At 74.0% G+C, this 20679-nt stretch carries 21 protein-coding genes; 6 read left to right on the top strand and 15 right to left on the bottom strand.

Going from position 1 to position 20679, the window contains the following annotated elements:
• Positions 1–38: 38 nt before the first annotated feature.
• The 11 genes from GQ466_RS06155 to rimP form a co-directional block, all read right to left on the bottom strand.
• A complete protein-coding gene (locus GQ466_RS06155; protein WP_161102431.1) occupies positions 39–2342 on the bottom strand; it encodes a polyribonucleotide nucleotidyltransferase in 2304 nt (767 codons plus the stop codon).
• A gap of 261 nt (positions 2343–2603) precedes the next feature.
• Complete coding sequence (gene rpsO, locus GQ466_RS06150; protein ID WP_161101743.1) at positions 2604–2873, bottom strand: 30S ribosomal protein S15; 270 nt, start codon at positions 2871–2873, stop codon at positions 2604–2606.
• 204 nt (positions 2874–3077) lie between these two features.
• Positions 3078–4031, bottom strand: coding sequence for a bifunctional riboflavin kinase/FAD synthetase (locus GQ466_RS06145; RefSeq protein ID WP_161102430.1), 954 nt, complete (start codon positions 4029–4031; stop codon positions 3078–3080).
• Positions 4032–4169: 138 nt separating this feature from the next.
• Positions 4170–5054: a tRNA pseudouridine(55) synthase TruB gene (gene truB / locus GQ466_RS06140; protein ID WP_161101742.1), complete on the bottom strand. Its 885-nt coding sequence runs from the start codon at positions 5052–5054 to the stop codon at positions 4170–4172.
• Complete coding sequence (locus GQ466_RS06135) at positions 5051–6163, bottom strand: DHH family phosphoesterase (protein WP_161101741.1); 1113 nt, start codon at positions 6161–6163, stop codon at positions 5051–5053. The genes truB and GQ466_RS06135 overlap by 4 nt, the downstream gene beginning before the upstream one ends.
• A complete protein-coding gene (rbfA, locus tag GQ466_RS06130) occupies positions 6163–6642 on the bottom strand; it encodes a 30S ribosome-binding factor RbfA (protein WP_161101740.1) in 480 nt (159 codons plus the stop codon). The genes GQ466_RS06135 and rbfA overlap by 1 nt, the downstream gene beginning before the upstream one ends.
• 31 nt (positions 6643–6673) lie before the next feature.
• Entirely contained in the window at positions 6674–6982 is a 309-nt protein-coding gene (locus tag GQ466_RS06125; protein WP_337193339.1) for a DUF503 domain-containing protein, read from the bottom strand.
• Between the two features lie 241 nt (positions 6983–7223).
• The gene (infB, locus tag GQ466_RS06120; protein ID WP_161101739.1) at positions 7224–10268 is read right to left on the bottom strand and encodes a translation initiation factor IF-2; all 3045 of its coding nucleotides are present in this window, start codon (positions 10266–10268) and stop codon (positions 7224–7226) included.
• A 149-nt stretch (positions 10269–10417) separates the two neighbouring features.
• Positions 10418–10741: a YlxR family protein gene (locus GQ466_RS06115; RefSeq protein ID WP_161101738.1), complete on the bottom strand. Its 324-nt coding sequence runs from the start codon at positions 10739–10741 to the stop codon at positions 10418–10420.
• Positions 10707–11795 carry a transcription termination factor NusA gene (nusA, locus tag GQ466_RS06110; RefSeq protein ID WP_161102428.1) on the bottom strand — a complete coding sequence of 363 codons (1089 nt, stop codon included), beginning with the start codon at positions 11793–11795 and terminating at the stop codon, positions 10707–10709. The genes GQ466_RS06115 and nusA overlap by 35 nt, the downstream gene beginning before the upstream one ends.
• 25 nt (positions 11796–11820) lie before the next feature.
• A complete protein-coding gene (gene rimP / locus GQ466_RS06105) occupies positions 11821–12426 on the bottom strand; it encodes a ribosome maturation factor RimP (RefSeq protein WP_161101737.1) in 606 nt (201 codons plus the stop codon).
• 195 nt (positions 12427–12621) lie between these two features.
• Here rimP and GQ466_RS06100 point away from each other — a divergent pair, with 195 nt between their 5' ends.
• The 4 genes from GQ466_RS06100 to GQ466_RS06085 all read left to right on the top strand — a co-directional run bounded on the left by GQ466_RS06100 (position 12622) and on the right by GQ466_RS06085 (position 14654).
• Complete coding sequence (locus GQ466_RS06100) at positions 12622–13122, top strand: hypothetical protein (RefSeq protein ID WP_237417607.1); 501 nt, start codon at positions 12622–12624, stop codon at positions 13120–13122.
• A complete protein-coding gene (locus GQ466_RS06095) occupies positions 13119–13595 on the top strand; it encodes a DUF4439 domain-containing protein (RefSeq protein ID WP_161101736.1) in 477 nt (158 codons plus the stop codon). The genes GQ466_RS06100 and GQ466_RS06095 overlap by 4 nt, the downstream gene beginning before the upstream one ends.
• A gap of 194 nt (positions 13596–13789) precedes the next feature.
• The gene (locus GQ466_RS06090; RefSeq protein ID WP_161101735.1) at positions 13790–14212 is read left to right on the top strand and encodes a putative adhesin; all 423 of its coding nucleotides are present in this window, start codon (positions 13790–13792) and stop codon (positions 14210–14212) included.
• A 223-nt stretch (positions 14213–14435) separates the two neighbouring features.
• A complete protein-coding gene (locus GQ466_RS06085; protein WP_161101734.1) occupies positions 14436–14654 on the top strand; it encodes a hypothetical protein in 219 nt (72 codons plus the stop codon).
• Positions 14655–14663: 9 nt separating this feature from the next.
• Here GQ466_RS06085 and GQ466_RS06080 read toward each other — a convergent pair whose 3' ends face one another.
• Both GQ466_RS06080 and GQ466_RS06075 read right to left on the bottom strand, forming a co-directional pair.
• On the bottom strand, positions 14664–15353 hold the full coding sequence (locus GQ466_RS06080; protein ID WP_161101733.1) for an HAD-IA family hydrolase: 690 nt from the start codon (positions 15351–15353) through the stop codon (positions 14664–14666).
• 38 nt (positions 15354–15391) lie between these two features.
• Positions 15392–16486, bottom strand: a complete 1095-nt coding sequence (locus GQ466_RS06075; RefSeq protein WP_161101732.1) for a fatty acid desaturase family protein — start codon at positions 16484–16486, stop codon at positions 15392–15394.
• Positions 16487–16715: 229 nt separating this feature from the next.
• Between GQ466_RS06075 and GQ466_RS06070 the strand changes: the two genes are divergently transcribed.
• Positions 16716–17885, top strand: coding sequence for a lysylphosphatidylglycerol synthase transmembrane domain-containing protein (locus GQ466_RS06070; protein WP_161101731.1), 1170 nt, complete (start codon positions 16716–16718; stop codon positions 17883–17885).
• A gap of 177 nt (positions 17886–18062) precedes the next feature.
• Positions 18063–18638, top strand: a complete 576-nt coding sequence (locus GQ466_RS06065; RefSeq protein WP_161101730.1) for a flavin reductase family protein — start codon at positions 18063–18065, stop codon at positions 18636–18638.
• Position 18639: 1 nt separating this feature from the next.
• Here the strand turns inward: GQ466_RS06065 and GQ466_RS06060 are convergent, their stop codons facing one another.
• Together GQ466_RS06060 and GQ466_RS06055 are read right to left on the bottom strand one after the other, a co-directional pair.
• The gene (locus tag GQ466_RS06060) at positions 18640–19875 is read right to left on the bottom strand and encodes an ROK family transcriptional regulator (protein ID WP_161101729.1); all 1236 of its coding nucleotides are present in this window, start codon (positions 19873–19875) and stop codon (positions 18640–18642) included.
• Positions 19872–20642 (bottom strand): ATP-binding cassette domain-containing protein, encoded by a 771-nt coding sequence (locus GQ466_RS06055; protein WP_161101728.1) that lies wholly within the window; start codon positions 20640–20642, stop codon positions 19872–19874. The genes GQ466_RS06060 and GQ466_RS06055 overlap by 4 nt, the downstream gene beginning before the upstream one ends.
• Positions 20643–20679: the final 37 nt, after the last annotated feature.

Below are 20679 nucleotides of genomic sequence, written 5' to 3'. Positions count from 1 at the left end.
CGGTTGCGGACGGGCCGGCCGATCGTCGCTCGCGGCGGTCAGGAGTTGCGCTGCCCGCCGTCGTCGGCCGGACGGCGCGTGCGGCGGCGGCGCGGCGCGCGCGCCTCACCGCCGTCCTCGGCCTCGGGGGCCTCGGCGGGGGCGTCGCCGCCGTCCGCCTTGGCCGCGGCCTCGCGCTCGACCACCTCGACCGGCACCAGCGAGAGCTTGCCGCGCTGGTCGATCTCGGTGACCTCGACCTGGACCTTGTCGCCGACCTTGATGAAGTCCTCGACGTTCTCGATCCGGACGCCGCCGTGCAGCTTGCGGATCTGCGAGACGTGCAGCAGGCCGTCCTTGCCGGGCAGCAGCGACACGAACGCGCCGAACGTCGTGGTCTTCACGACGGTGCCGAGGAACCGCTCGCCGACCTCGGGCATGTGCGGGTTGGCGATCGCGTTGATCGCCTGCCGCGCCGCCTCGGCGGACGGGCCGTCGGTCGCGCCGACGTAGATCGTGCCGTCGTCCTCGATCGAGATGTCGGCGCCGGTGTCGTCCTGGATCGAGTTGATCATCTTGCCCTTGGGGCCGATGACCTCGCCGATCTTGTCGACCGGGACCTTGATCGTGATGATGCGCGGCGCGAACGGGCTCATCTCGGCGGGCGCCTCGATGGCCTCGTTCATCACGTCCAGGATCGCCAGCCGCGCGCCCTTGGCCTGCCGCAGCGCCGCCGCCAGCACCGAGGCGGGGATGCCGTCGAGCTTGGTGTCGAGCTGGAGCGCGGTGATCAGGTCCCGGGTGCCGGCGACCTTGAAGTCCATGTCGCCGAACGCGTCCTCGGCGCCGAGGATGTCGGTCAGCGTGACGTACTCGCCGCCCTCGTGGATCAGGCCCATCGCGATGCCCGCGACCATCTGCTTCAGCGGGACGCCCGCGTCCAGCAGCGACATCGTGGACGCGCACACCGACCCCATCGAGGTGGAGCCGTTGGACCCGAGCGCCTCCGACACCTGCCGGATCGCGTACGGGAACTCCTCGCGCGTCGGCAGCACCGGGATCAGGGCGCGCTCGGCGAGCGCGCCGTGCCCGATCTCGCGCCGCTTGGGCGAGCCCACGCGGCCCGTCTCCCCGGTGGAGTACGGCGGGAAGTTGTAGTTGTGCATGTAGCGCTTGGTCTTGTCGGGGTTGAGCGTGTCGATCGTCTGCTCCATGCGGAGCATGTTGAGCGTGGTCACGCCCAGGATCTGCGTCTCGCCCCGCTCGAACAGCGCCGAGCCGTGGACCCGCGGCAGCACGTGCGCCTCGGCGGTGAGCTGCCGGATGTCCTTCACGCCGCGGCCGTCGATGCGCAGCCCGTCGCGGACGACCCGCTCGCGGACCAGCTTCTTCGTGACGGCGCGGAACGCGGCGGAGATCTCCTTCTCGCGGCCCTCGAAGTCGCCCGCGAGGCGCTCGGCGGCGGCGGCCTTGATCTCGTCCAGCCGGGACTCGCGCTCCTGCTTGCCCGCGATCGTCAGGGCCTCGGCGAGGTCCTTGCTGACGGCGGCGGTGACGGCCTCCAGCACGTCCTCCTGGTAGTCCAGGAAGATCGGGTACTCGGCGGTCTCCTTGGCGGACTCGGCGGCCAGCGCGCTCTGCGCGGCGCACAGCGCCTGGATGAACGGCTTGGCCGCCTCCAGGCCCGCGGCCACGACCTCCTCGGTGGGGGCGGTGGCGCCCTCGCCGACGAGCTTGATCGTGTCCTTGGTGGACTCGGCCTCGACCATCATGATCGCGACGTCGCCGTCGGCGAGCGTGCGGCCCGCCACGACCATGTCGAAGGTCGCGCGCTCCAGCTCGGGGTGCGTCGGGAAGCCGACCCAGCGGCCGTCGATCAGCGCGACGCGGACGCCGCCGATCGGGCCGGAGAACGGCAGGCCGGCGAGCTGCGTGGACATCGACGCGGCGTTGATCGCGACGACGTCGTACAGGTGGTCGGGGTGCAGCGCGAGGATCGTCCCGACGATCTGGATCTCGTTGCGCAGGCCCTTGACGAACGACGGGCGCAGCGGCCGGTCGATCAGCCGGCAGGTGAGGATCGCGTCCTCCGACGGACGGCCCTCGCGGCGGAAGAACGAGCCGGGGATGCGCCCGGCGGCGTACATCCGCTCCTCGATGTCGACGGTGAGCGGGAAGAAGTCCAGGTTCTCCTTGGGCTTCTTCGACGCGGTGGTGGCCGACAGGACCATCGTCTCGTCGTCGAGGTAGGCGACGGCCGAACCGGCCGCCTGACGGGCCAGCCGGCCCGTCTCGAAGCGGATCGTGCGGGTCCCGAACGGGCCGTTGTCGATCACTGCCTCGGTGCTCAGTGCGCCTTCGATGCGCGGAGCTTCTGTCACGGGAAACCTCCTTGGTTCCTGGTGTTCCCGCGGCCGTTGCCCGTGGCTTTCTCGCAGTGCCGGTCTTCGATCGAAGCACCCGGATCGTCGTGATCCGGACGCCACTACCGAGGACCGGCCGCACCAACGGTGTCCGCGGGGTCTGGTCGTTCAGTTGTCCGTCCCCGGCGTCCCGCCGGGGACGTATGCCCTACCGGGACATACGGAAAGGGGGAGCGGTCCGGCGACCACTCCCCCGGTGCGTCAGCGACGCAGGCCGAGCCGCTCGATGAGCGCTCGGTAGCGGTTGATGTCCTTGTTGGACAGGTACTTCAGGAGCCGACGACGACGGCCGACCAGCAGCAGGAGGCCGCGGCGGCTGTGGTGGTCGTGCTTGTGCTCCTTGAGGTGCTCGGTGAGGTCGTTGATCCGCCGAGTGAGGAGCGCGACCTGGACTTCCGGGGAACCGGTGTCACCCTCAGTGGTCGCGTACTCGGCAATGATCTTGTTCTTCGTGGCGGTGTCGAGCGACACGTGGCTCCTTCGATGAGATCGTCACCCGCAGATCGAGACCTGCCACGGGCAGGCCGTCCGCATGGTGCGTGGGGAACGGACGAGCCGCATGAGGGTGCAGCTCATCGCAACCGGACCCGTGCCCGGTGATTCTTCACCGTACCACGGGGCCCGAGCCGAGCGGACCGGCCGGCGCACGGACGGTGACGGCCGCGTCGTGCCTGGTCAGCTTCCGTTCCCGGCCGTCAGATCGCGGGCCCGCGCCACGTCGCGGTGCATCTCCTCGACCAGCGCGTCGACCGAGTCGAACTTCAGCGTGTCGCGGATGCGGGCGAGGAAGTCGACGCCCATGTGCTCGCCGTACAGGTCGAGATCGTCACGGTCCAGCGCGTACGCCTCGACGGTGCGCTCGGCGGGGCCCTCGAAGGTCGGGTTCGTGCCGATCGAGATCGCGGCGGGCCACCGGCAGGCGGGGTAGCGCGCCGAGTCGCACACGAGCCAGCCCGCGTAGACGCCGTCGGCCGGGATCGCGGCGTGCGGCGTCGTCTCCAGGTTCGCGGTCGGGAAGCCGAGCGCCCGGCCGCGCCGGTGGCCGCGCACGACGACGCCCTCGACCCGGTGCGGCCGGCCGAGCGCCGCCGCCGCGCCCGCGACGTCGCCCGCGTCCAGCCGGGCGCGGATGAACGTGGACGAGATCGTGTCGCCGTTCGCGACGAGCGGCACGCCCTCGGCCGTGAAGTCGTACTTCTCGCCCAGTTCCTTGAGCAGCGGGACGTCGCCCTTGGCCTTGTGCCCGAACCGGAAGTCCTCGCCGACGATCACGTGCGCGGCGTGCAGCCGGTCCACCAGGACGGACTGGACGAACTCGTCCGGCGGCATCTGCGAGAGCCGGTGCGTGAACGGCACGACGACGACCGCGTCGGTGCCGAGGCCCTCCAGCAGCTCGATCCGGCGGCGGGTCGTGGCGAGCAGCGGCGGATGGGTGCCGGGCCGCACGACCTCGTCCGGGTGCGGATCGAAGGTGATCACCACGGACTTCAGCCCGCGCTCGCGCGCCAGGTCGGCCGCGGCCCCGACGATCCGCTGGTGGCCGCGGTGCACGCCGTCGAACACGCCGATGGTGACGACCGACCTGCCCCAGTCGGCGGGAACCTCTTCGAGGCCGTTCCAGCGCCGCACCATGTTCTCCCTGTGTCGGACTGCTGCCGTGTGTCGGGTTCCAGACTGCCATGCGCGGCCCGGGACGCCGAGTGAGGGGGTCGCCCGAAGACCCCGCGCCACCGGATTTTACTCGTCGGTAACGTGGTGCCCGCGGCCTCAGCCCGCGAAGACCGCGAGGGGCCTCGCGCCGTGGCCCTGCTCCTCGACCAGCGCGAGCAGCGTCCCGTCCGGGCCGAACACCCCGACCGGGCCGGGGCCGAGGCCCGCCGCCGGGAGCTTGCCGCCGTGGACGACCTTGCGCGCGTCGTCCTCGGACACGTCGCGGCGCGGGAAGGCCGCCGCGACCGCGTCCCCGATCGGCAGGACGGCGAGGTCGGCGGCGAGTTCGTCCAGCGTCCGCGCGCCGTCCAGGATGTAGGGGCCGACGCGGGTGCGGCGCAGCGCCGTCAGGTGCCCGCCGCAGCCGAGCGCGGCGCCGAGGTCGCGGGCGAGCGCGCGGATGTAGGTGCCGGACGAGCACGCGATCGACGCGTCCACGTCCACGAAGTCGCCGGTCCGGCGGACGGCCGTGACCGTGAACGCCGACACGGTCACCGGACGGGCCTTCAGCGCCACGTCCTCCCCCGCCCGCGCCCGCTTGTACGCCCGCTCGCCGTTCACCTTGATCGCGCTGACCTGCGGCGGGATCTGCTCGATGCGTCCGGTCAGCGCCGCGACGCCCGCCGCCAGCTCCGCGTCGCCCACCCCGGCCGCCGAGGCGGTCGCGGTGATCTCGCCCTCGGCGTCGTCGGTGTTGGTGGACGCGCCCAGCCGGATCGTCGCGTCGTACCCCTTCTCGGTCAGCGCGAGATGCCCGAGCAGCCGCGTCGCCTTCCCGATCCCGACGACGAGCACGCCCGTCGCCATCGGGTCGAGCGTGCCCGCGTGGCCGACCCGGCGCGTCCGCGCCAGCCGCCGCACCCGCGCGACGACGTCGTGGGAGGTCCAGCCGCCGGGCTTGTCGACGATGACGAGGCCGGACGCGGTGTCGGGGTCGGTCACGGGGTGTTCTCCGGGGGGTGGGTGTCGTCGGCGGTGCGCAGCGCGGACCGCAGCCGGTCGATGAGGTCCTCCGGTTCGCCGGAGGCGGTGTAGGCGGCGGCCTCGCGGTGCCCGCCGCCGCCGAGCAGGGCGCACGCCCGCCCGACGTCGACCCGGCCCTTGGACCGGGTCGAGACGTACCAGTCGCCCGCGTCGTCCTCCTTGAGCACGACGGCGACCTCGGCCTCGTCGGTGCGGCGGAGCTGGTCGATGACGCCTTCGAGCTGGTCGTAGGGGACGTCGCGGGCGTCGCGGTCGGCCTGCCCGATCGTCGTCCACACCAGGCCCATGCCGCCCGCCGCGTCGCGCTCCAGCCGGGCCCGGGTCAGCGCGCCCGCGAGCACCTGGAGGTAGCCGAACGGGGCGCGGTCCCACAGTTCGCGGCTGACCTCTTCCGGCCGGACGCCGACCGCCAGCAGCCGACCCGCCAGATCATGGACCTGCGGGGTCGTGCACGGGTACTTGAACGAGCCGGTGTCGCTGGCCAGCCCCGCGTACAGCCCCTGGGCGATGGCCGGGGTCAGCGGCGCGCCGAGCCGGCGGATCAGCTCGTCCACCAGCACCGCCGTCGCCGCCGAGGACGGGTCGACGAGCCGGACCGTCCCGAAGTCCGCGCCGGTGGCGTGGTGGTCCACGACGATGAGGTTCGCGGCGGCGCGCGCCGGACGGGCCAGCGAGCCCAGCCGCTCCGGGCCCGCCGAGTCCAGCGCGATCATCAGCCGGGGCACCGCGGGAACCCGCGACGGCTCGGCCAGCAGCTCCTGGCCCGGCAGGAAGCGCAGACTGTGCGGGACGGTGAACGGCTCGCCGAACGACGCCGTGCAGCGCTTGCCGAGGCCCCGCAGCGCCTGCGCGAGCGCCAGCATCGAGCCGAGCGCGTCACCGTCGGGCACCACATGGCACGCCAGCACGATCTCGTCGGCGGACCGGATCAGCCGGACCGCGCCGTCCCAGTCCAGACCGGGACGGCGGGCGCCGTCGGGGCGGTGCGGCCAGCTGTTCGCCCCGCCGCCGGCACCGCCCGGCGCGGCGGCGTGCATCCCGCCGCAGCCCGGCATCGTGCGGCGCATCAGGACCGGTGTTCCGCGGGGCCGTCCGCGTCGTCCCCGTCGTCGTCCAGGCCGTCGGCGTCCGCCGGCTCCTTGTAGGGATTGGCGTCGCCCGCCGGGCTCGCGCCCCGCGCCGCCGCCGCGACCTCCTCGTCCCGCGCGCGGGCGCGGGCCAGCAGGTCGTCGATGTGCGCGGCGTTCTCCATCAGCGCGTCCAGCGTGAACGTGATGCTCGGCGTGTGCCGGACCCCGGTCCGCTTCCCCACCTCGGTGCGGATGACGCCCTTCGCGCTCTCCAGCGCCGCCGCCGTCTCCGCCCGCTCGGCCTCCGACCCGTACACGGTGTAGAACACCGTCGCGTCGCGCAGGTCATGGGTGATCCGCGTGTCGGTGATGGTCACGAAGCCGAGCCGCGGGTCCTTGATCCGCCGTTCGAGCATCTCGGCGACGATCTGCTGGATGCGGTCGGCGAGCTTGCGCGCCCGCGCTGCGTCCACCATGATCGCACTCCTTCTCTCGGTCTCGCAGAACCTAGTCCTCGCCGGTGTAGAGGCGGCGGCGCACCGACAGCACCTCGATCTCGGGGCGTCCGGCGACCGTCCGCTCGCACTCGTCCAGCACCTCGGAGCAGTTGGCGGCGGTGGCGGAGACCACCGCGATCCCGATCTCGCCCCGGCGGTGCAGGTCGTTGGCCCCGGTCTCGGCGACCGCCACCCCGGGGAAGCGCTTGCGCACCTCCGCGATGACGGGCCGGATCACCGACCGCTTCTGCTTGAGCGACCGCACGTCGCCGAGCAGCAGGTCGATGGTCAGCGCACCCACGTACACCTGGCGGATCACCTCGGGTTCCGTCTCGTCAATGAGAACGACGGCGGGGACGCCGCCTGTTCCCGCGCACCGCGCCGGACGGTCACGGAACGCGGTCACCGGCACGGGCGGACCGTCCCGCCCGTGCCGGAACCCCGGAGCCGTCCGGGGAGCGCCGCGGGCACCGCCCGCGGCCGGCGGGCGCCGTCGCCCACCGGTTTCGATCAGCCGAACGGGTCCCGGCCGCACGCGGCCGGAACCCGTTCACCGTGCGTCAGGCGCGGGGCTTCTCCCGCATCTCGAAGCACTCGATGACATCGCCGAGCTTGATGTCGTTGTAGCCGACGCCGATACCGCACTCGAAGCCCTCGCGGACCTCGGTGGCGTCGTCCTTGAAGCGGCGCAGCGACGACACCGTGAGGTTGTCGGACACCACGACCCCGTCCCGGACGATCCGCGCCTTGGCGTTGCGCTGGATGATGCCCGAGGTGACCATCGAACCGGCGACGTTGCCGATCCGCGGCACCTTGAAGATCTCGCGGATCTCCGCCGTGCCGAGCTGGACCTCTTCGAACTCCGGCTTCAGCATGCCCTTGAGGGCCGCCTCGACCTCCTCGATCGCCTGGTAGATGACCGAGTAGTAGCGGATGTCGACGCCCTCGCGGTCGGCCAGTTCCTGCGCGTTGCGCTCCGGCCGGACGTTGAAGCCGATGATGACCGCGCCCTCGGACGCCAGCGAGAGGTTGACGTCGTCCTGCGTGATCGCGCCGACACCGCGCCGGATGACCCGCAGGCTGACCTCGTCGCCCACGTCGATCTTGAGGAGCGAGTCCTCCAGGGCCTCCACCGAACCGGACACGTCGCCCTTGAGGATGAGCAGCAGCTCGTCCCGCTCGCCGCGCTCCAGGTCCTTGAACAGCTCTTCCAGCGAGCTGCTCTTGCGGCTGCGCAGCAGTTCGGCGTTGCGCTTGCGCGCGGTCCGCTTGTCGGCGATCTGCCGGGCGACCCGGTCGTCGTCGACGACCAGGAAGTTGTCGCCCGCGCCGGGAACGGCCGTCAGACCGAGGACGAGCACCGGACGCGACGGACCGGCCTCCTCCAGGTTGTTGCCGTTCTCGTCCAGCATCGCCCGGACGCGGCCGTGCGCCACGCCGCAGACGATCGAGTCGCCGACCCGCAGCGTGCCGCGCTGCACCAGGACCGTCGCGACCGCGCCCCGGCCCTTGTCCAGGTGCGCCTCGATGGCGGAACCCTGGGCGGGCATGTCGGGGTTGGCCTTGAGGTCCAGCGCCGCGTCGGCGGTGAGGACGATCGACTCCAGCAGGCCGTCGATGTTGATGCCCTCGCGGGCGGACACGTCGACGAACTGGGTGTCGCCGCCGTACTCCTCCGCCACCAGGCCGTACTCGGTGAGCTGGGCCCGCACGCGCTGCGGGTCCGCGCCCTCCTTGTCGATCTTGTTGACGGCCACGACGATCGGCACCCCGGCCGCCGTGGCGTGGTCGATCGCCTCGGTGGTCTGCGGCTTCACGCCGTCGTCGGCCGCGACCACCAGCACCACCAGGTCGGTGGTGTCGGCACCGCGGGCGCGCATGGCGGTGAACGCCTCGTGACCCGGGGTGTCGATGAAGGTGATCTTGCGCTCCTCGCCGTCCACCTCGGTCTCGACCTGGTAGGCGCCGATGTGCTGGGTGATGCCGCCGGCCTCGCCCGCGACCACGTTGGCGTTGCGGATGGCGTCCAGCAGGCGCGTCTTGCCGTGGTCGACGTGACCCATGACGGTCACGACCGGCGGACGCGCCACGAGGTGCTCCTCGCCGCCCTCGTCCTCGCCGTACTCGATGTCGAACGACTCCAGCAGCGCGCGGTCCTCGTCCTCGGGGCTGACGACCTGGACGTCGAAGTCCAGCTCGGCCCCGAGCAGCTGCAGGTCGTCGGTGTCGACGGACTGCGTCGCGGTGACCATCTTGCCGAGGTGCATCATGATCGCGACGAGCGACGCCGGGTTGGCGCCGATCCGCTCGGCGAAGTCGGTCAGCGTGGCGCCCTGCGGGAGCCGGATCGCCCTGCCGTTGCCGCGCGGCGCGGAGATGCCTCCGGCCGCGGGCGCCTGCATGTTGTCGAACTCCTGGCGCCGCTGCTTCTTCGACTTGCGACCGCGCGTCGGACGTCCGCCGGGACGGCCGAAGGCGCCCTGCGTGCCGCCGCGACCGCGACCGCCGCCGCCGGGACGGGGCCCGCCGAAGCCGCCGGGACGACCGCCACCGCCGCCGCCCGCGCCCGCGCGGGCACCGCCGAAGCCGCCACCGCCGCCGGGACGACCGCCGCCGCCGGGACCGCGACCGCCGCCGCCACCTCCGGGACGACCGCCGCCGCCGGGACCGCGACCGCCGCCGGGACCGCCCGCACCGCGCCCGGGGGCGCCCGCGGGCCGCGAGGACGGCATGTTCATCGGGCTCGGCCGCGGACCGCCCGCCGGACGGGGCGGCATGCCGCCGGGGCTCGGCCGGGGACCGCCGGGACGCGGGCCGCCCGCGCCGGGACCGCCGGGACCGCGGCCGGCCGCGGGACGCGGACCGCCGGCGCGCTCGCCGCCGGGCCGCTCGCCGCCGGGACCGGGCCGGGGGCCGGGACGCGGACCGGGCTTGGGCGCCTGGCCCATGCCGGTGTTGGTCGAGCTGAACGGGTTGTTGCCGGGACGCGGAGCGCCGCCGCCGCGACCGCGCTCGCCCGCCGGACGCGGGCTGGGCCGCGGGCCGGGCTTCGGGCTGCGCGGGCCCGGCTTCGGACCGCCGGGCGCAGCCGCGCCGCCGCGGTCGCCGCCGCGCTCACCACCGCGCTCGCCGCCGCTCGGCCGAGGCTGAGCGGGCGGGGCGGGCGGGGCCGCGGGCGGACCCGCCGCCGCGGCCGGGGTCGCCGGCATGCCGGGCGCGGGCGGGACCGGACGCGCCGGACCCGGACGGGCGCCGCCCGCCGGACCCGGCTTGGGCCCGGGCGCGCCGCCGGTCGGGGCGGCCGGACCGGACGGGCCGGCCGGCCGGGGCGCCGGGCGCGGCGCCGGACGTGCTCCCTCGCCGCCGCCGGGCGGACCGGGGCGGGGGGCGGCCGGACGCGGACCCTGCGGTCGCTTCCCGGCCTGCTTCCCTCCGGCCTTGCCGGAGGACGTGTTGAAGGCTTCTGTCAGTCTGCGGACGACCGGCGCCTCGATCGTGGAGGACGCCGAACGTACGAACTCGCCCATCTCCTGGAGCTTGGCCATGACGACCTTGCTCTCGACACCGAACTCCTTGGCGAGCTCGTATACCCGGACCTTGGCCACTGCACTCCCTACTGGTCCGGGGGTGGGGCCTCCGGACCGTCGTTACCTTGCCGTACTCATAGCGGCGTGCTCATCGAGTGCTCATCGCAATCTCGACCTGCTTCCGGCTAGACGTCGCGGAACGCCCCGCGAGCGCGGGGAACTTTCGGTCAGCCATCCTGCTGCCGTGCGGCTGTCGCCGCAAGCCGGGCCCGAACCGGACCGGCGTCGAGGGGACCCGCCAGGCGGAACGCCCGGGGGAAGGCCCGTCGCCGCTCGGCGAGTTCGAGGCACTCCAGGGCGGGGTGCAGGTGTGCGCCCCGTCCCGGCAGCCGCCCATCGGTGTCGGGGACGATGACGCCCTCGACCACCACCAGGCGCAACAGCTCGGTTTTGGCCGTGCGTGCCCGGCAGCCCACGCAGGTACGCTGCGGGACCGCACGGCCACGTGAGTCGAGTCTACCGCGCCGAGGCGTCGGCGGGACCTGTCGCATGGTCTCCCGATGTCGTTGATCGTGTTTCGCCTGGTTCGACGGCCGCGTCCGCTGTGCCCGAAGTGCCCGGCGTGTCGGACGCCGTCCCGCCGTCGTCCGGCGCCTCGGTGTCGGCGCGGATGTCGATCCGCCAGCCGGTGAGCCGGGCGGCGAGCCGGGCGTTCTGGCCCTCCTTGCCGATGGCCAGGGAGAGCTGGTAGTCCGGCACGATCACGCGGGCGACCCGCGCGTCCGCGTCGACGACCTGCACGGCCGACACGCGGGCGGGCGACAGCGCGTTGCCGACGAGTTCGGCCGGGTCGTCCGACCAGTCCACGATGTCGATCTTCTCACCGTGCAGTTCGGCCATCACGTTGCGGACGCGGCTGCCGAGCGGGCCGATGCAGGCTCCCTTGGCGTTCACGCCCGCCTTGCGGGACCGGACCGCGATCTTGGTGCGGTGGCCGGCCTCGCGGGCGATGGCCGAGATCTCGACCGTCCCGTCGGCGATCTCGGGCACCTCCAGCGCGAACAGCTTGCGCACGAGGTTCGGGTGCGTCCGGGAGAGCTGCACGGACGGGCCGCGGTGGCCCTTACGGACCTGCACGACGTAGGCGCGCAGCCGCTCGCCGTGCTCGTACCGCTCGCCGGGCACCTGCTCCTGCGGCTGCAGGATCGCCTCGATGCGGCCGAGGTCGACCAGCACGTTGCGCGGGTCTTTGCCCTGCTGGATGACGCCGGAGACGATGTCGCCCTCGCGGCCCGCGTACTCGCCGAACGTCAGCTCGTCCTCGGCGTCGCGCAGGCGCTGCAGGATGACCTGCTTGGCCGTCGTCGCCGCGATGCGTCCGAAACCGCTCGGCGTGTCGTCGTATTCCCGGACGGCCTGGCCCTCGTCGTCCAGCTCCGTCGCCCACACGGTGACGTGCCCGGTCGCCCGGTCCAGCGCGACGCGGGCGCGCGGGGCGGCGCCCTCGGTGCGGTGGTAGGCGATCAGCAGGGCGTCTTCGATCGCCTTCACGGCCACGTCGAGCGAGATGTCCTTCTCGCTCTCCAGGCTCCGCAGGGCGGTCATGTCGATGTCCACGAGGTTCCCCCCTCTAGTCCGGCTCGGCCGGAGAACGCGTTGCGGCGGCCTCGTCCGCGGGCTCGTCCGCCTCGTCCGGTTCGTCCGTGCGGCGGAACTCCACCTGGACCCGGCCCCGGCCGAGCGCCGCGTAGTCGAACGCGCGGCGCTTGGGAGCGGCGCCCTTGCGGGCCGGGACGACGTCGAGGACGACCGACGCGTCGTCGGCGCTCACCACCCGTCCCTCGACCTGGCCGCCGTCGGTGAGCGGCGCGACGACGAGGCGCCCGGTCGCGCGGCGCCAGTGCCGCGGCTCGGTGAGGGGACGGTCCACGCCGGGCGAGGTCACCTCCAGCACGTACGGCGAGGTGCCCATGACGCCGGACGCGTCGAGCGCTTCGGAGGCGGTGCGGCTCAGCTCGGCGACGTCGTCGAGCGCGACGCCGCCGTCGGCGTCCACGACGACGCGGACCAGCCGGCGGCGCCCGGCGGGCCGGACGTCCACCTCCTCCAGATCGAAGCCCGCGGCCGTGACCGCGGGCTCCAGCAGGCGGGTGATCTCGGCGGCGGCCTCGTCCCGGGTGGGACGGCCGCCGCCGCGGCCCCGCTGAGCGCGGTCGTCGCCGGAAGGGGCGCTCATGGGACCTCCTCAAGTCCGTCGGGCGTTCAGATGTGTCGCTGGCCGGTCGTGACCGGCCCGTCAAGACTATCGACCCGCCGAGACCCCGTCGGTCTTTCCGGCGCGTCCCCGGCGCGGCGGGTGTGGAATGCTGGGGACGGCCCGTGCGGCGCAGCGCCCCGGGCCGGTCCCGTACCCGCCCGACGAGGGGAAACCTTGCCGCACGCGAGCGTCCCGATGGTCCGCCGCGCGGTCCTCGGCGCCGGGCTGGCGCTGCCGCTGGCGGCCTGCGCGCCGCGCGAGCCGGAGCGTCCGGCGGCGGTGCGGGCGGAGGTCACGGTGCTCGTCGGCGCGATCGCGGCCGAGCAGGATCTTGTGGCGCTTTATGAGGCGGCGCGGAAGGCGGGCGCGCTGCCCGCCGCGCGCCTGGACCCGATCCTGGCCCATCACCGCGCCCATCTGGCGGCGTTGCAGAAGCTGTACGTGCCGGGCTCGGGGAGCCGGGCGGGCGAGGGCGGGGTCGTGCCGTCGCCGTCTCCGAAGACCGTGCCGTCTGGACGGTCGCGGGTGCTGGCGGAGCTGCGCGCGGCCGAAACACGGGCCGCGCGGGACCGGCTGGCCGCGGTGGCGCGGGCCGATCCGGGCCTGGCGCAGGTGCTGGCGTCGATCGGGGCGTGCGAGGCGGGCCACGCGGCCGTGCTGGGGAGCCCGGCGTGAGCCTCGCGGACGAGCTGGGCGCGGCGCTGGAGGCCGAGCACGCGGCCGTCTACGGCTACGGGGTGCTCGGCGCGCGGCTGAGCGGCCCCGCGCGCGTGACGGCGGTCGCGGCGTGGAACGCCCACCGCGCGGCGCGGGACGCGCTGGCGGCGCGGCTCACGGCGCTCGGGGCGCGGGCGCCCGCCGCCGCCCCGGCGTACGCGCTGCCGGTGAAACCCGCGTCGCCGACGGCGGCGGCGCGGCTCGCGGCGCTGCTGGAGGACGGCGTGGTCGCCGGGTACGCGGGGCTCGCGGGCGCGTCCGACCCCGCGGTGCGGACGTTCGCGGCGGGCGCCATGCAGGAGGCGGTGCGGCGCGCGGTGCGCTGGCGGCGCACGGCGGGCACGACGGCCCCGCCGGCGGCGGCGTTCCCGGGGCTTCCGCCCGCGTCGCTCGCGCCCAAGCCGCAGCCCGGCGGCGAACCCGACGCCTGACCGCGCGGCCTTTTCCGGCCATTGACGCGTTATTCGCCCGATGTTATGGCGACGCCCGAAGAAAGATCGTCAGTTCCTTTTCGCGAGAAATAGCCGGTCGGGATATTGCCGGGGCGTGGGCGCGCGGGGATACTCGCAACCGACCGGGCGCGCGCAGGGAGCCGTGCCGCCGGTCGCCGAGGACGGGAGACAGCATGGGGACTTACATCATTTCTTCGCACGGCGAGCCGAAGTGGGACAAGAAGACGACGATTCCGCAGGGCGTCAGCGTCCGGTTCTACCAGAAGTTCGGCGTGGGGATGGACATGGACGAGGCGTTCCGGCTCCAGAGCGCCCTGACGGACCCGACCCACGTGGACGCGAAGCCCATCCTCGACCGGAACCCGCAGCGCGCGCTGTGGAACGGCCCGTACACGCAGCAGCCCGAGATCGAGCTGACGGCGGACGCGAAAAAGACGTTCAAGAGCGGCATCGTCCATGCCGAGTCCCGGGAAATCGTGGCCGTGATCGAACTGGGCTCGCCGGTCACGCTCAGCGCCGCCCTCCAGACCATCGCGGCGCACGCGGCGGCCAAGAAGTCGCAAGAATCGGTCGTGCACTGCCTCTTCTGCCTCTGACCGAAATTACGGAATGACGATGCGCCGCGTTCCGGACGCGGCGCATCGCCCCGGCCCGGACATTCCGGGCGCCTTTTTCGGAAAAAGGGACGAGCCCGTGCCGCGCCCCGTCCCGGCGCTCCCCCGCCCGCAAAGCCTGCGCGCCGCGCGGCGGGCCGGGAACCATGCGGTCCCCGCCGCGAGTTAATGTCGAGGGAAGGGACTTCGGGGGAGGGACCACCGCATGGCGATGGGAGAGGCACGCGCGCTCGACGAGCTGCGCGACGCGTACCAGGCGCAGATCGCCCGGCTCCGGTCGGAACGGGACGAGGCGCGGCGGCAGGCGCTCGCCGCGCGGGCCGCCGCGTCGGTGGCGCGGGCGGACCTGGCGCGGGTCGCGGCGAAGGTCGAGGAGCTGATGCGGGTCGCGGGCCGGCCGCGCGCGGACGGCCCGCGGGACTGACGCGGCGGGTCAGGCCGACCAGCGGTCGACGTGGCCGAGCAGCTCGCCCAGCTCGGCGATGACCGCGTCCGGCGTGCAGTCCCAGGCGGGGACGCTGCTGTGCGGGACGAGCACCCCGCGCATCCCGAGCTGCTGGGAGCCGTGGACGTCCTCGTACGGCCGGTCCCCGACGAACACGCACGCCGCCGGGTCGGGTCCGCCGACGGCGTCCAGCGCCGCCTGGAACGCCTCGCGGTGCGGCTTGGTGTAAGGGATCTCGCTGCTGTAGACGGCGCCGTCGATCAGCGGCAGGACGCCGTCGCGCTCGAAGACCCGCTCGTGCCAGTCGCGGGACCGCAGCGTGTTGGACAGGATGCCGACGCGGATGCCGCGCTCGCGCAGGGCGCGCAGCAGCGGCGGGGCGGCCGGGTCGATGAAGGTGTGCGGCGTCCAGGCGTCGAAGTCGGCGGCGAGCAGGGCCTCGGTCGGCTCGACGCCGGCGAGCGCGAACACCTCCTCCAGCGTGCCGCTGCGGTGCTCGGACACCGAGCGCCGCCAGACCTCGTCCTCGGCGGCGTGCAGCTTCGCCGCGACCTCCTCCAGCCGCTCGGCCGAGAGGCCCGAGGACGCGCACGCGCCGCGCCACAGGGCCGCCACGTCGACGTCGTGCCACGGGGTGAGCGTGCCGCCCCAGTCAAAGATCACCGCTTCGATCGCCACGCCCGGGATCGTAACCCGGGTATACCCGGCGGCTCCTCCTATTTTCCGCGTCTCGCCCGCCAGGCGCCGGGCGGCGGCGCCGACAGCTTGATGATCTTGGTCCAGGTACTCGCGACCTGCTTGGACAGCCGTCCGGTGTTGTACGGGAGGTCGTACTTGGCGCACAGCGCCCGGACGCGCGGCGCGATCTCGGCGAGCCGGTTGCTCGGCATGTCCGGGAAGAGGTGGTGCTCGATCTGGTAACCGAGGTTGCCGTTGAGGACGTGGAACAGCCGTCCGCCCTCGATGTTGGACGAGCCGGTGAGCTGCCGGACGTACCACTCGCCCTTCGTCTCGCCCGCCAGCCGGTCCTCGGGGAACACCTCGACGTCGCCGGGGAAGTGCCCGCAGAAGATGATCGTGTGCGCCCAGACGTTGCGGAGCACGTTCGCGGTGAGCGTCCCGAGCAGCGCGGGCACGAACCCCCGGCCCGCCAGCAGCGGGAACACCAGGTAGTCCTTGGCGGCCTGGCGGCCGAGCTTGCGCCTGATCTCGCGGACCTGGCGGTCGAACTCCTCCGGCGACTTCTCCCCCGCCTCGACGGCGTCGGGGTCGAGGTCGTAGACGGCGATCCCGTACTCGTACGTCAGCGCCAGCAGCACGTTGTAGAGCGGCTGCGCGAGGTGGGCCGGGTGCCATTCCTGCTCGGGCGTGACGCGCAGGATCGTGTAGCCGACGTCGCGGTCCTTGCCGAGCACGTTGGTGTACGTGTGGTGGACGACGTTGTGCGAGTGCTTCCACTGGGACGACGGGCACACCGCGTCCCACTCCCACGTCGTGGAGTGGATCTTCGGGTCGCGCATCCAGTCCCACTGGCCGTGCATGACGTTGTGCCCGATCTCCATGTTCTCCAGGATCTTGGCGACCGCCAGCGCGGCCGTCCCGGCGATCCACAGCGGGCGGCGGCGCCCGCCGAGCAGGAGCACGCGGCCCGCCGCGTCCAGGCCGCGCTGGACGGCGATGAGCCGCCGGATGTAGGCGGCGTCCCGGGCGCCGAGCGACGCGGTCACCTCCCGGCGCAGCGCGTCCAGTTCCTCGGCGATGCGCTCGTGGTCGGCGCGGGTGAGGCGGCGTTCGCGGCTGAGCGTCGGCATGGCGGCGGCTCCGATCGGGGGACGGGGCCGTCCACGCTACGCACCGCCGCCGGATCCGGCCCTGTTCCGGACGCGCGAGATCCGCGCCGCCTCTGTCAGCCCGCTGACAACGTGAGCTACAGCACGTCCCCGGCACCCTGAACGTGACGATTTCTTGACCGCCGAACGGGAATGACCACATTCAGGCAGGGGTTGCCGTCGTCGGGCGAGCGTGCGAGGTGACCGGACCATGACCGAGACAACACTGACGGCCACCCCTACTTTGACGGAAGCTCCCGTGACGACCCCCGCGCCCCGGCGCCGGACGTCGCGGTTCACCCGCGTCCTGCACTGGACGATGATCGCGGGCCTGCTGGCCGCGCTGCCGTTCGTGTACGAGGAGCTGCCCGACGTCGGCGCGACCTGGTCGGCCGCGACCCGCGCCCGCCCCGGCTGGCTGCTCGTCGTGGTCGCCGGCTCGCTCGCCTCGATGGGGATGTTCGCGCGGCTCCAGCGGCGCATGCTGCGGATCGGCGGGCTGCGGATCTCGCTGCGCCGCGCGGCGGCGATCACCTACGCGGGCAACGCGCTGTCCACGACGCTCCCGGCGGGCCCGGCGGTCAGCGTCGTCTACACCTTCCACCAGTTCCGGCGCGGCGGCGCGCCCGCGCGGCTGGCCACCGCCGTGATCATCCTCGGCGGGATCGTCACCACGACCGCGTACACGATCATCGGCCTGGTCGCGCTGGTCGCCGAGCCGCACGCCCGCGCGTTCGCCCTCGCGGGTCTGGCCGGCCTCGGCGCCGGCGCGGTCGCCGTCGGGATCGCGCTGTGGCGGCCCCGGTCGCGCGCGCTGCTCGCCGCGCTCGCCGGACGGGTCTGGCGCGCCGCGACGTCCCACCCCCGCGTCGCGCCGTGGGCGGCCCGGCTGCGCGACGGGTTCCAGATGCTGCGGCCCACCCGCTACGACTGGGGCGCGCTGCTGGTCCTCGCGCTGCTGAACTGGGCGTTCGACATCCTCGCGCTGTACGCGGCGGCGCGCGCGGTGGGCGTGCCGGTGTCGCCGGAGGCCGCGACGATCGTCTACTTCGCGGCGCAGGCGGCGGGCAGCGTCCTGCCGGTGCTGCCGGGCGGGCTCGGCGCGATCGAGAGCAGCATGGCGGCGTCGCTGGTGGCGCTCGGGGCGGCGCTGGCCCCCGCCGCCGCGGCCGTCGCCGTCTACCGGGTCGCGTCCTACTGGGCGATCGTCGCGATCGGGTGGGGGGCGTGGCTCGTCCTGCACGAGGGGCCGCGGGTGCCCGCACGGGTGCGGGCGGTGTCCGGACGCGCCGCGCAGGCGTTGTGCGCGGCGCTCGCCGACCTCGGCCGCACGCAGCTCTGCGCACCGGTCGCGACCTCGGCGGACGTCCGCCGCCCCTGACGCGCCTCGGTCGCTGGACCGAGACGGACCGCGACTTTGGTCCCATATTCCGGCATACCGGTAAGGAACCCGGTGAAAGACCGGTTTAGATGGTCAAGCTTCAATGGTCACGACGGACACCGGCGACGGACCGCCCGCACGTCCGGGCACGGGCCGACGAGGAAAGAGGGCAGCGACATGGCCGACGGCGGGACGGCGGCGACGGCGAGCGACGCGACCCCCGCGCCCGGCCCCGACGACCGGACGGGCGACCGGACGCGGGCCTCGGTGACCGCGATCGACCAGGCGCGCTTCCGCGCGATCCTCGGCCGGTTCGCCACCGGCGTCGTCGCGATCACCGGCGTGGACCCCGCGACGGACCGTCCGACCGGGCTCGCCGCCAACGCGTTCACCTCGGTGTCGCTGGACCCGCCGCTCGTCGCGTTCTGCGTCGCGCACACCAGCTCGACGTGGCCGAAGCTGCGCGCGGCGCCGACGGTCTGCGTCAACATCCTCAGCGACCGGCAGGAGCACGTCTGCCGCCAGCTCGCGGCGCGCGGCGCCGACAAGTTCGACGGCCTGACCTGGGACGGCGCGCCCGGCGGCAGCCCGGTCATCGACGGCGCCATCGCCTGGATCGAGTGCGCGGTGGAGCAGGAGCACGTCGCGGGCGACCACATGATCATCGTGGCGCGCGTGCTGGAGCTGGACCGGCACCACGACGGCGCCCCGCTGATCTTCTACCGGGGCGGCTACGGCGGGTTCGCCGGCTGACTCACGGGACGGGCGCCGTCTCCTCCGGCTCCCGCAGCCGCGCGAGGACCTGGAGCGGGTCGGCGAGCACCTCGGCGAACGCGAACTCGGCCGCGCCGGTGAGCGTCGCGTCGTCGCCGAGTTCGGCGGTGCGCAGCTTCACCCGGTCGCGCGGCGCGGCGAGGGCGCCGGTCGCGACCATGCTGCGGATCTGGGCGGCCGAGCCGAGGTAGACGTCCCGCAGCGTCCCGCCGAAGATCACCATGCCGGGGTTGAACACGTTGACGAGGTTGGCGACCGCGAAGCCGAGCCACGTCCCGACGCGGTGCAGCGCCTCGCGGGCGGTGACGTCGCCCCGGTCGGCGGCGTCCACGACCGCGCGGACGGCGTCGCGCCCCGTCTGGCCGTCCGGCTGCACGCGGCCCGCGTAGTCGAGCAGCGTCCGCTCCCCCACCTCGCTGTCCAGGCAGCCCCGCGACCCGCACGCGCAGGCCCGGCCGCCCGGGTTGACGATCATGTGGCCGATCTCGCCGCCGAAGCCCTCCTCGCCGCCGAGCAGCCGCCCGCCGACGATGATCCCGCCGCCGATGCCGACGTCGCCGTGCAGGTAGACGATGTTCTCGCAGCCGACACCCGCGCCGCGCAGCTGCTCGGCGAGCGCGCCGAGGTCGGCGTCGTTGCCGACCGTCACCGGCACGCCGAGCGCGAGGCGGCGGGCGAGCATGTCGCCGAGCGCGACGTCGTACATCTTGATGTTGGGGCCGAACACGACCCGGTCGTCGGACCGGCGGACGATGCCGGGGAACGCGACCCCGGCGCCGACGCACACCGCGTCCCGGCCCGCCTTGCGGACGAGCGTCCGGGCCGCCCCGGCGAGCGCGTTGACCAGCTCGGCGGGGTCGACGGGGCCGTGCGGGAGGTCGGCGCTGCGGCGGTCCAGGACCGTTCCGCCGAGCCCGACGCGCGCGACCGACAGCCGGTCCACGCCGACGTCGAACGCCAGCACGTACACGCGGGTGGACTCGGGCCGCACGACGAGCGACGGGCGTCCGGCGCGGCGGCCGGGACGGCGCGGCAGCTCCTCGCGGACCAGCCCGGCGGCCGTCAGGTCGGCGGTCAGCGCCATGATCGTGCTGCGGTTCAGGCCCAGCGACTCGGCGAGGACGGCGCGCGACGCGGGCCCGCGCAGATGCACGAACCGCAGCAGCGTCCCGAGGTTGTGCCGGCGGATCTCCTCCGGCGACGGCCCGGCCTTCATGCCGGCAGCCCGAGGTCCCCGGTGCGCCCGGAGGTGATCAGCTCGACGACCTGCCGGTGCGTGACGTCGGCGGTGCGGACCTGCGCGGCGGTCCGGCCGAGGTACAGCGCGACGATCCGGTCGGAGACGGCGAACACGTCGTTCATGTTGTGCGACACGAGGATGACCGCGAGGCCCTTGTCGGCGAGCCGCCGGACGAGTTCCAGCACCTGCTGCGTCTGCGCGACGCCGAGCGCGGCGGCGGGCTCGTCCAGCACGACCAGGCGGCTGTCCCACAGGACCGCGCGGGCGATCGCGACGGTCTGCCGCTGCCCGCCCGACAGCTCCGAGACCCGGCGGCGCACCGACCCGACCGTCCGGACCGACAGGCCCGCGAGCGTCCGCCGCGCGGCCTCCTCCATCGCCGTCTCGTCCAGCGCGAGGCCGTTGCTGCGCTCCCGGCCGAGGAACATGTTCTCGACGACGTCGAGGTTCTCGCAGAGCGCGAGGTCCTGGTGGACGACCTCGATCCCGAGCGCGGCGGCGTCGCGGGGGCTGCGCGGCCGGACGGGCTCGCCGTTGAACCGGTACTCCCCCGCGTCGAACCCGTGGACGCCGCCGATCCCCTTGACGAGCGTGGTCTTGCCCGCGCCGTTGTCGCCGACGAGCGCGGTGACCTCGCCCGGGTGGGCGGTGAGCGCGACGTCGTGCAGCACCCGCACCGGCCCGAAGCTCTTGTCGATGCCGCGGAGCTCCAGGACGGGGCGCACTGCCGTTGCGTGTGACATTCCGAGGGGCTCCCACCGTGCCGCACGATCCTGGCCG

Source organism: Actinomadura rayongensis, assembly GCF_009831215.1.
GTDB classification, from domain to species: Bacteria; Actinomycetota; Actinomycetes; order Streptosporangiales; family Streptosporangiaceae; genus Spirillospora; species Spirillospora rayongensis.
Note: the sequence above shows the minus strand (reverse complement) of the source record. Positions and strands in the feature narration are given on the sequence as shown.

Coding starts and splice junctions, on each gene's coding strand:
- GQ466_RS06060 (WP_161101729.1), bottom strand. CDS start 19,875: ATGAAGGCCGGGCCGTCGCCGGAGGAGATCCGCCGGCACAACCTCGGG.
- GQ466_RS06075 (WP_161101732.1), bottom strand. CDS start 16,486: ATGCCGACGCTCAGCCGCGAACGCCGCCTCACCCGCGCCGACCACGAG.
- GQ466_RS06070 (WP_161101731.1), top strand. CDS start 16,716: ATGACCGAGACAACACTGACGGCCACCCCTACTTTGACGGAAGCTCCC.
- rimP (WP_161101737.1), bottom strand. CDS start 12,426: ATGAGCGCCCCTTCCGGCGACGACCGCGCTCAGCGGGGCCGCGGCGGC.
- nusA (WP_161102428.1), bottom strand. CDS start 11,795: ATGACCGCCCTGCGGAGCCTGGAGAGCGAGAAGGACATCTCGCTCGAC.
- GQ466_RS06090 (WP_161101735.1), top strand. CDS start 13,790: ATGGGGACTTACATCATTTCTTCGCACGGCGAGCCGAAGTGGGACAAG.
- GQ466_RS06085 (WP_161101734.1), top strand. CDS start 14,436: ATGGCGATGGGAGAGGCACGCGCGCTCGACGAGCTGCGCGACGCGTAC.
- GQ466_RS06115 (WP_161101738.1), bottom strand. CDS start 10,741: ATGCGACAGGTCCCGCCGACGCCTCGGCGCGGTAGACTCGACTCACGT.
- GQ466_RS06065 (WP_161101730.1), top strand. CDS start 18,063: ATGGCCGACGGCGGGACGGCGGCGACGGCGAGCGACGCGACCCCCGCG.
- rbfA (WP_161101740.1), bottom strand. CDS start 6,642: ATGGTGGACGCAGCGCGGGCGCGCAAGCTCGCCGACCGCATCCAGCAG.
- GQ466_RS06135 (WP_161101741.1), bottom strand. CDS start 6,163: ATGCGCCGCACGATGCCGGGCTGCGGCGGGATGCACGCCGCCGCGCCG.
- GQ466_RS06055 (WP_161101728.1), bottom strand. CDS start 20,642: ATGTCACACGCAACGGCAGTGCGCCCCGTCCTGGAGCTCCGCGGCATC.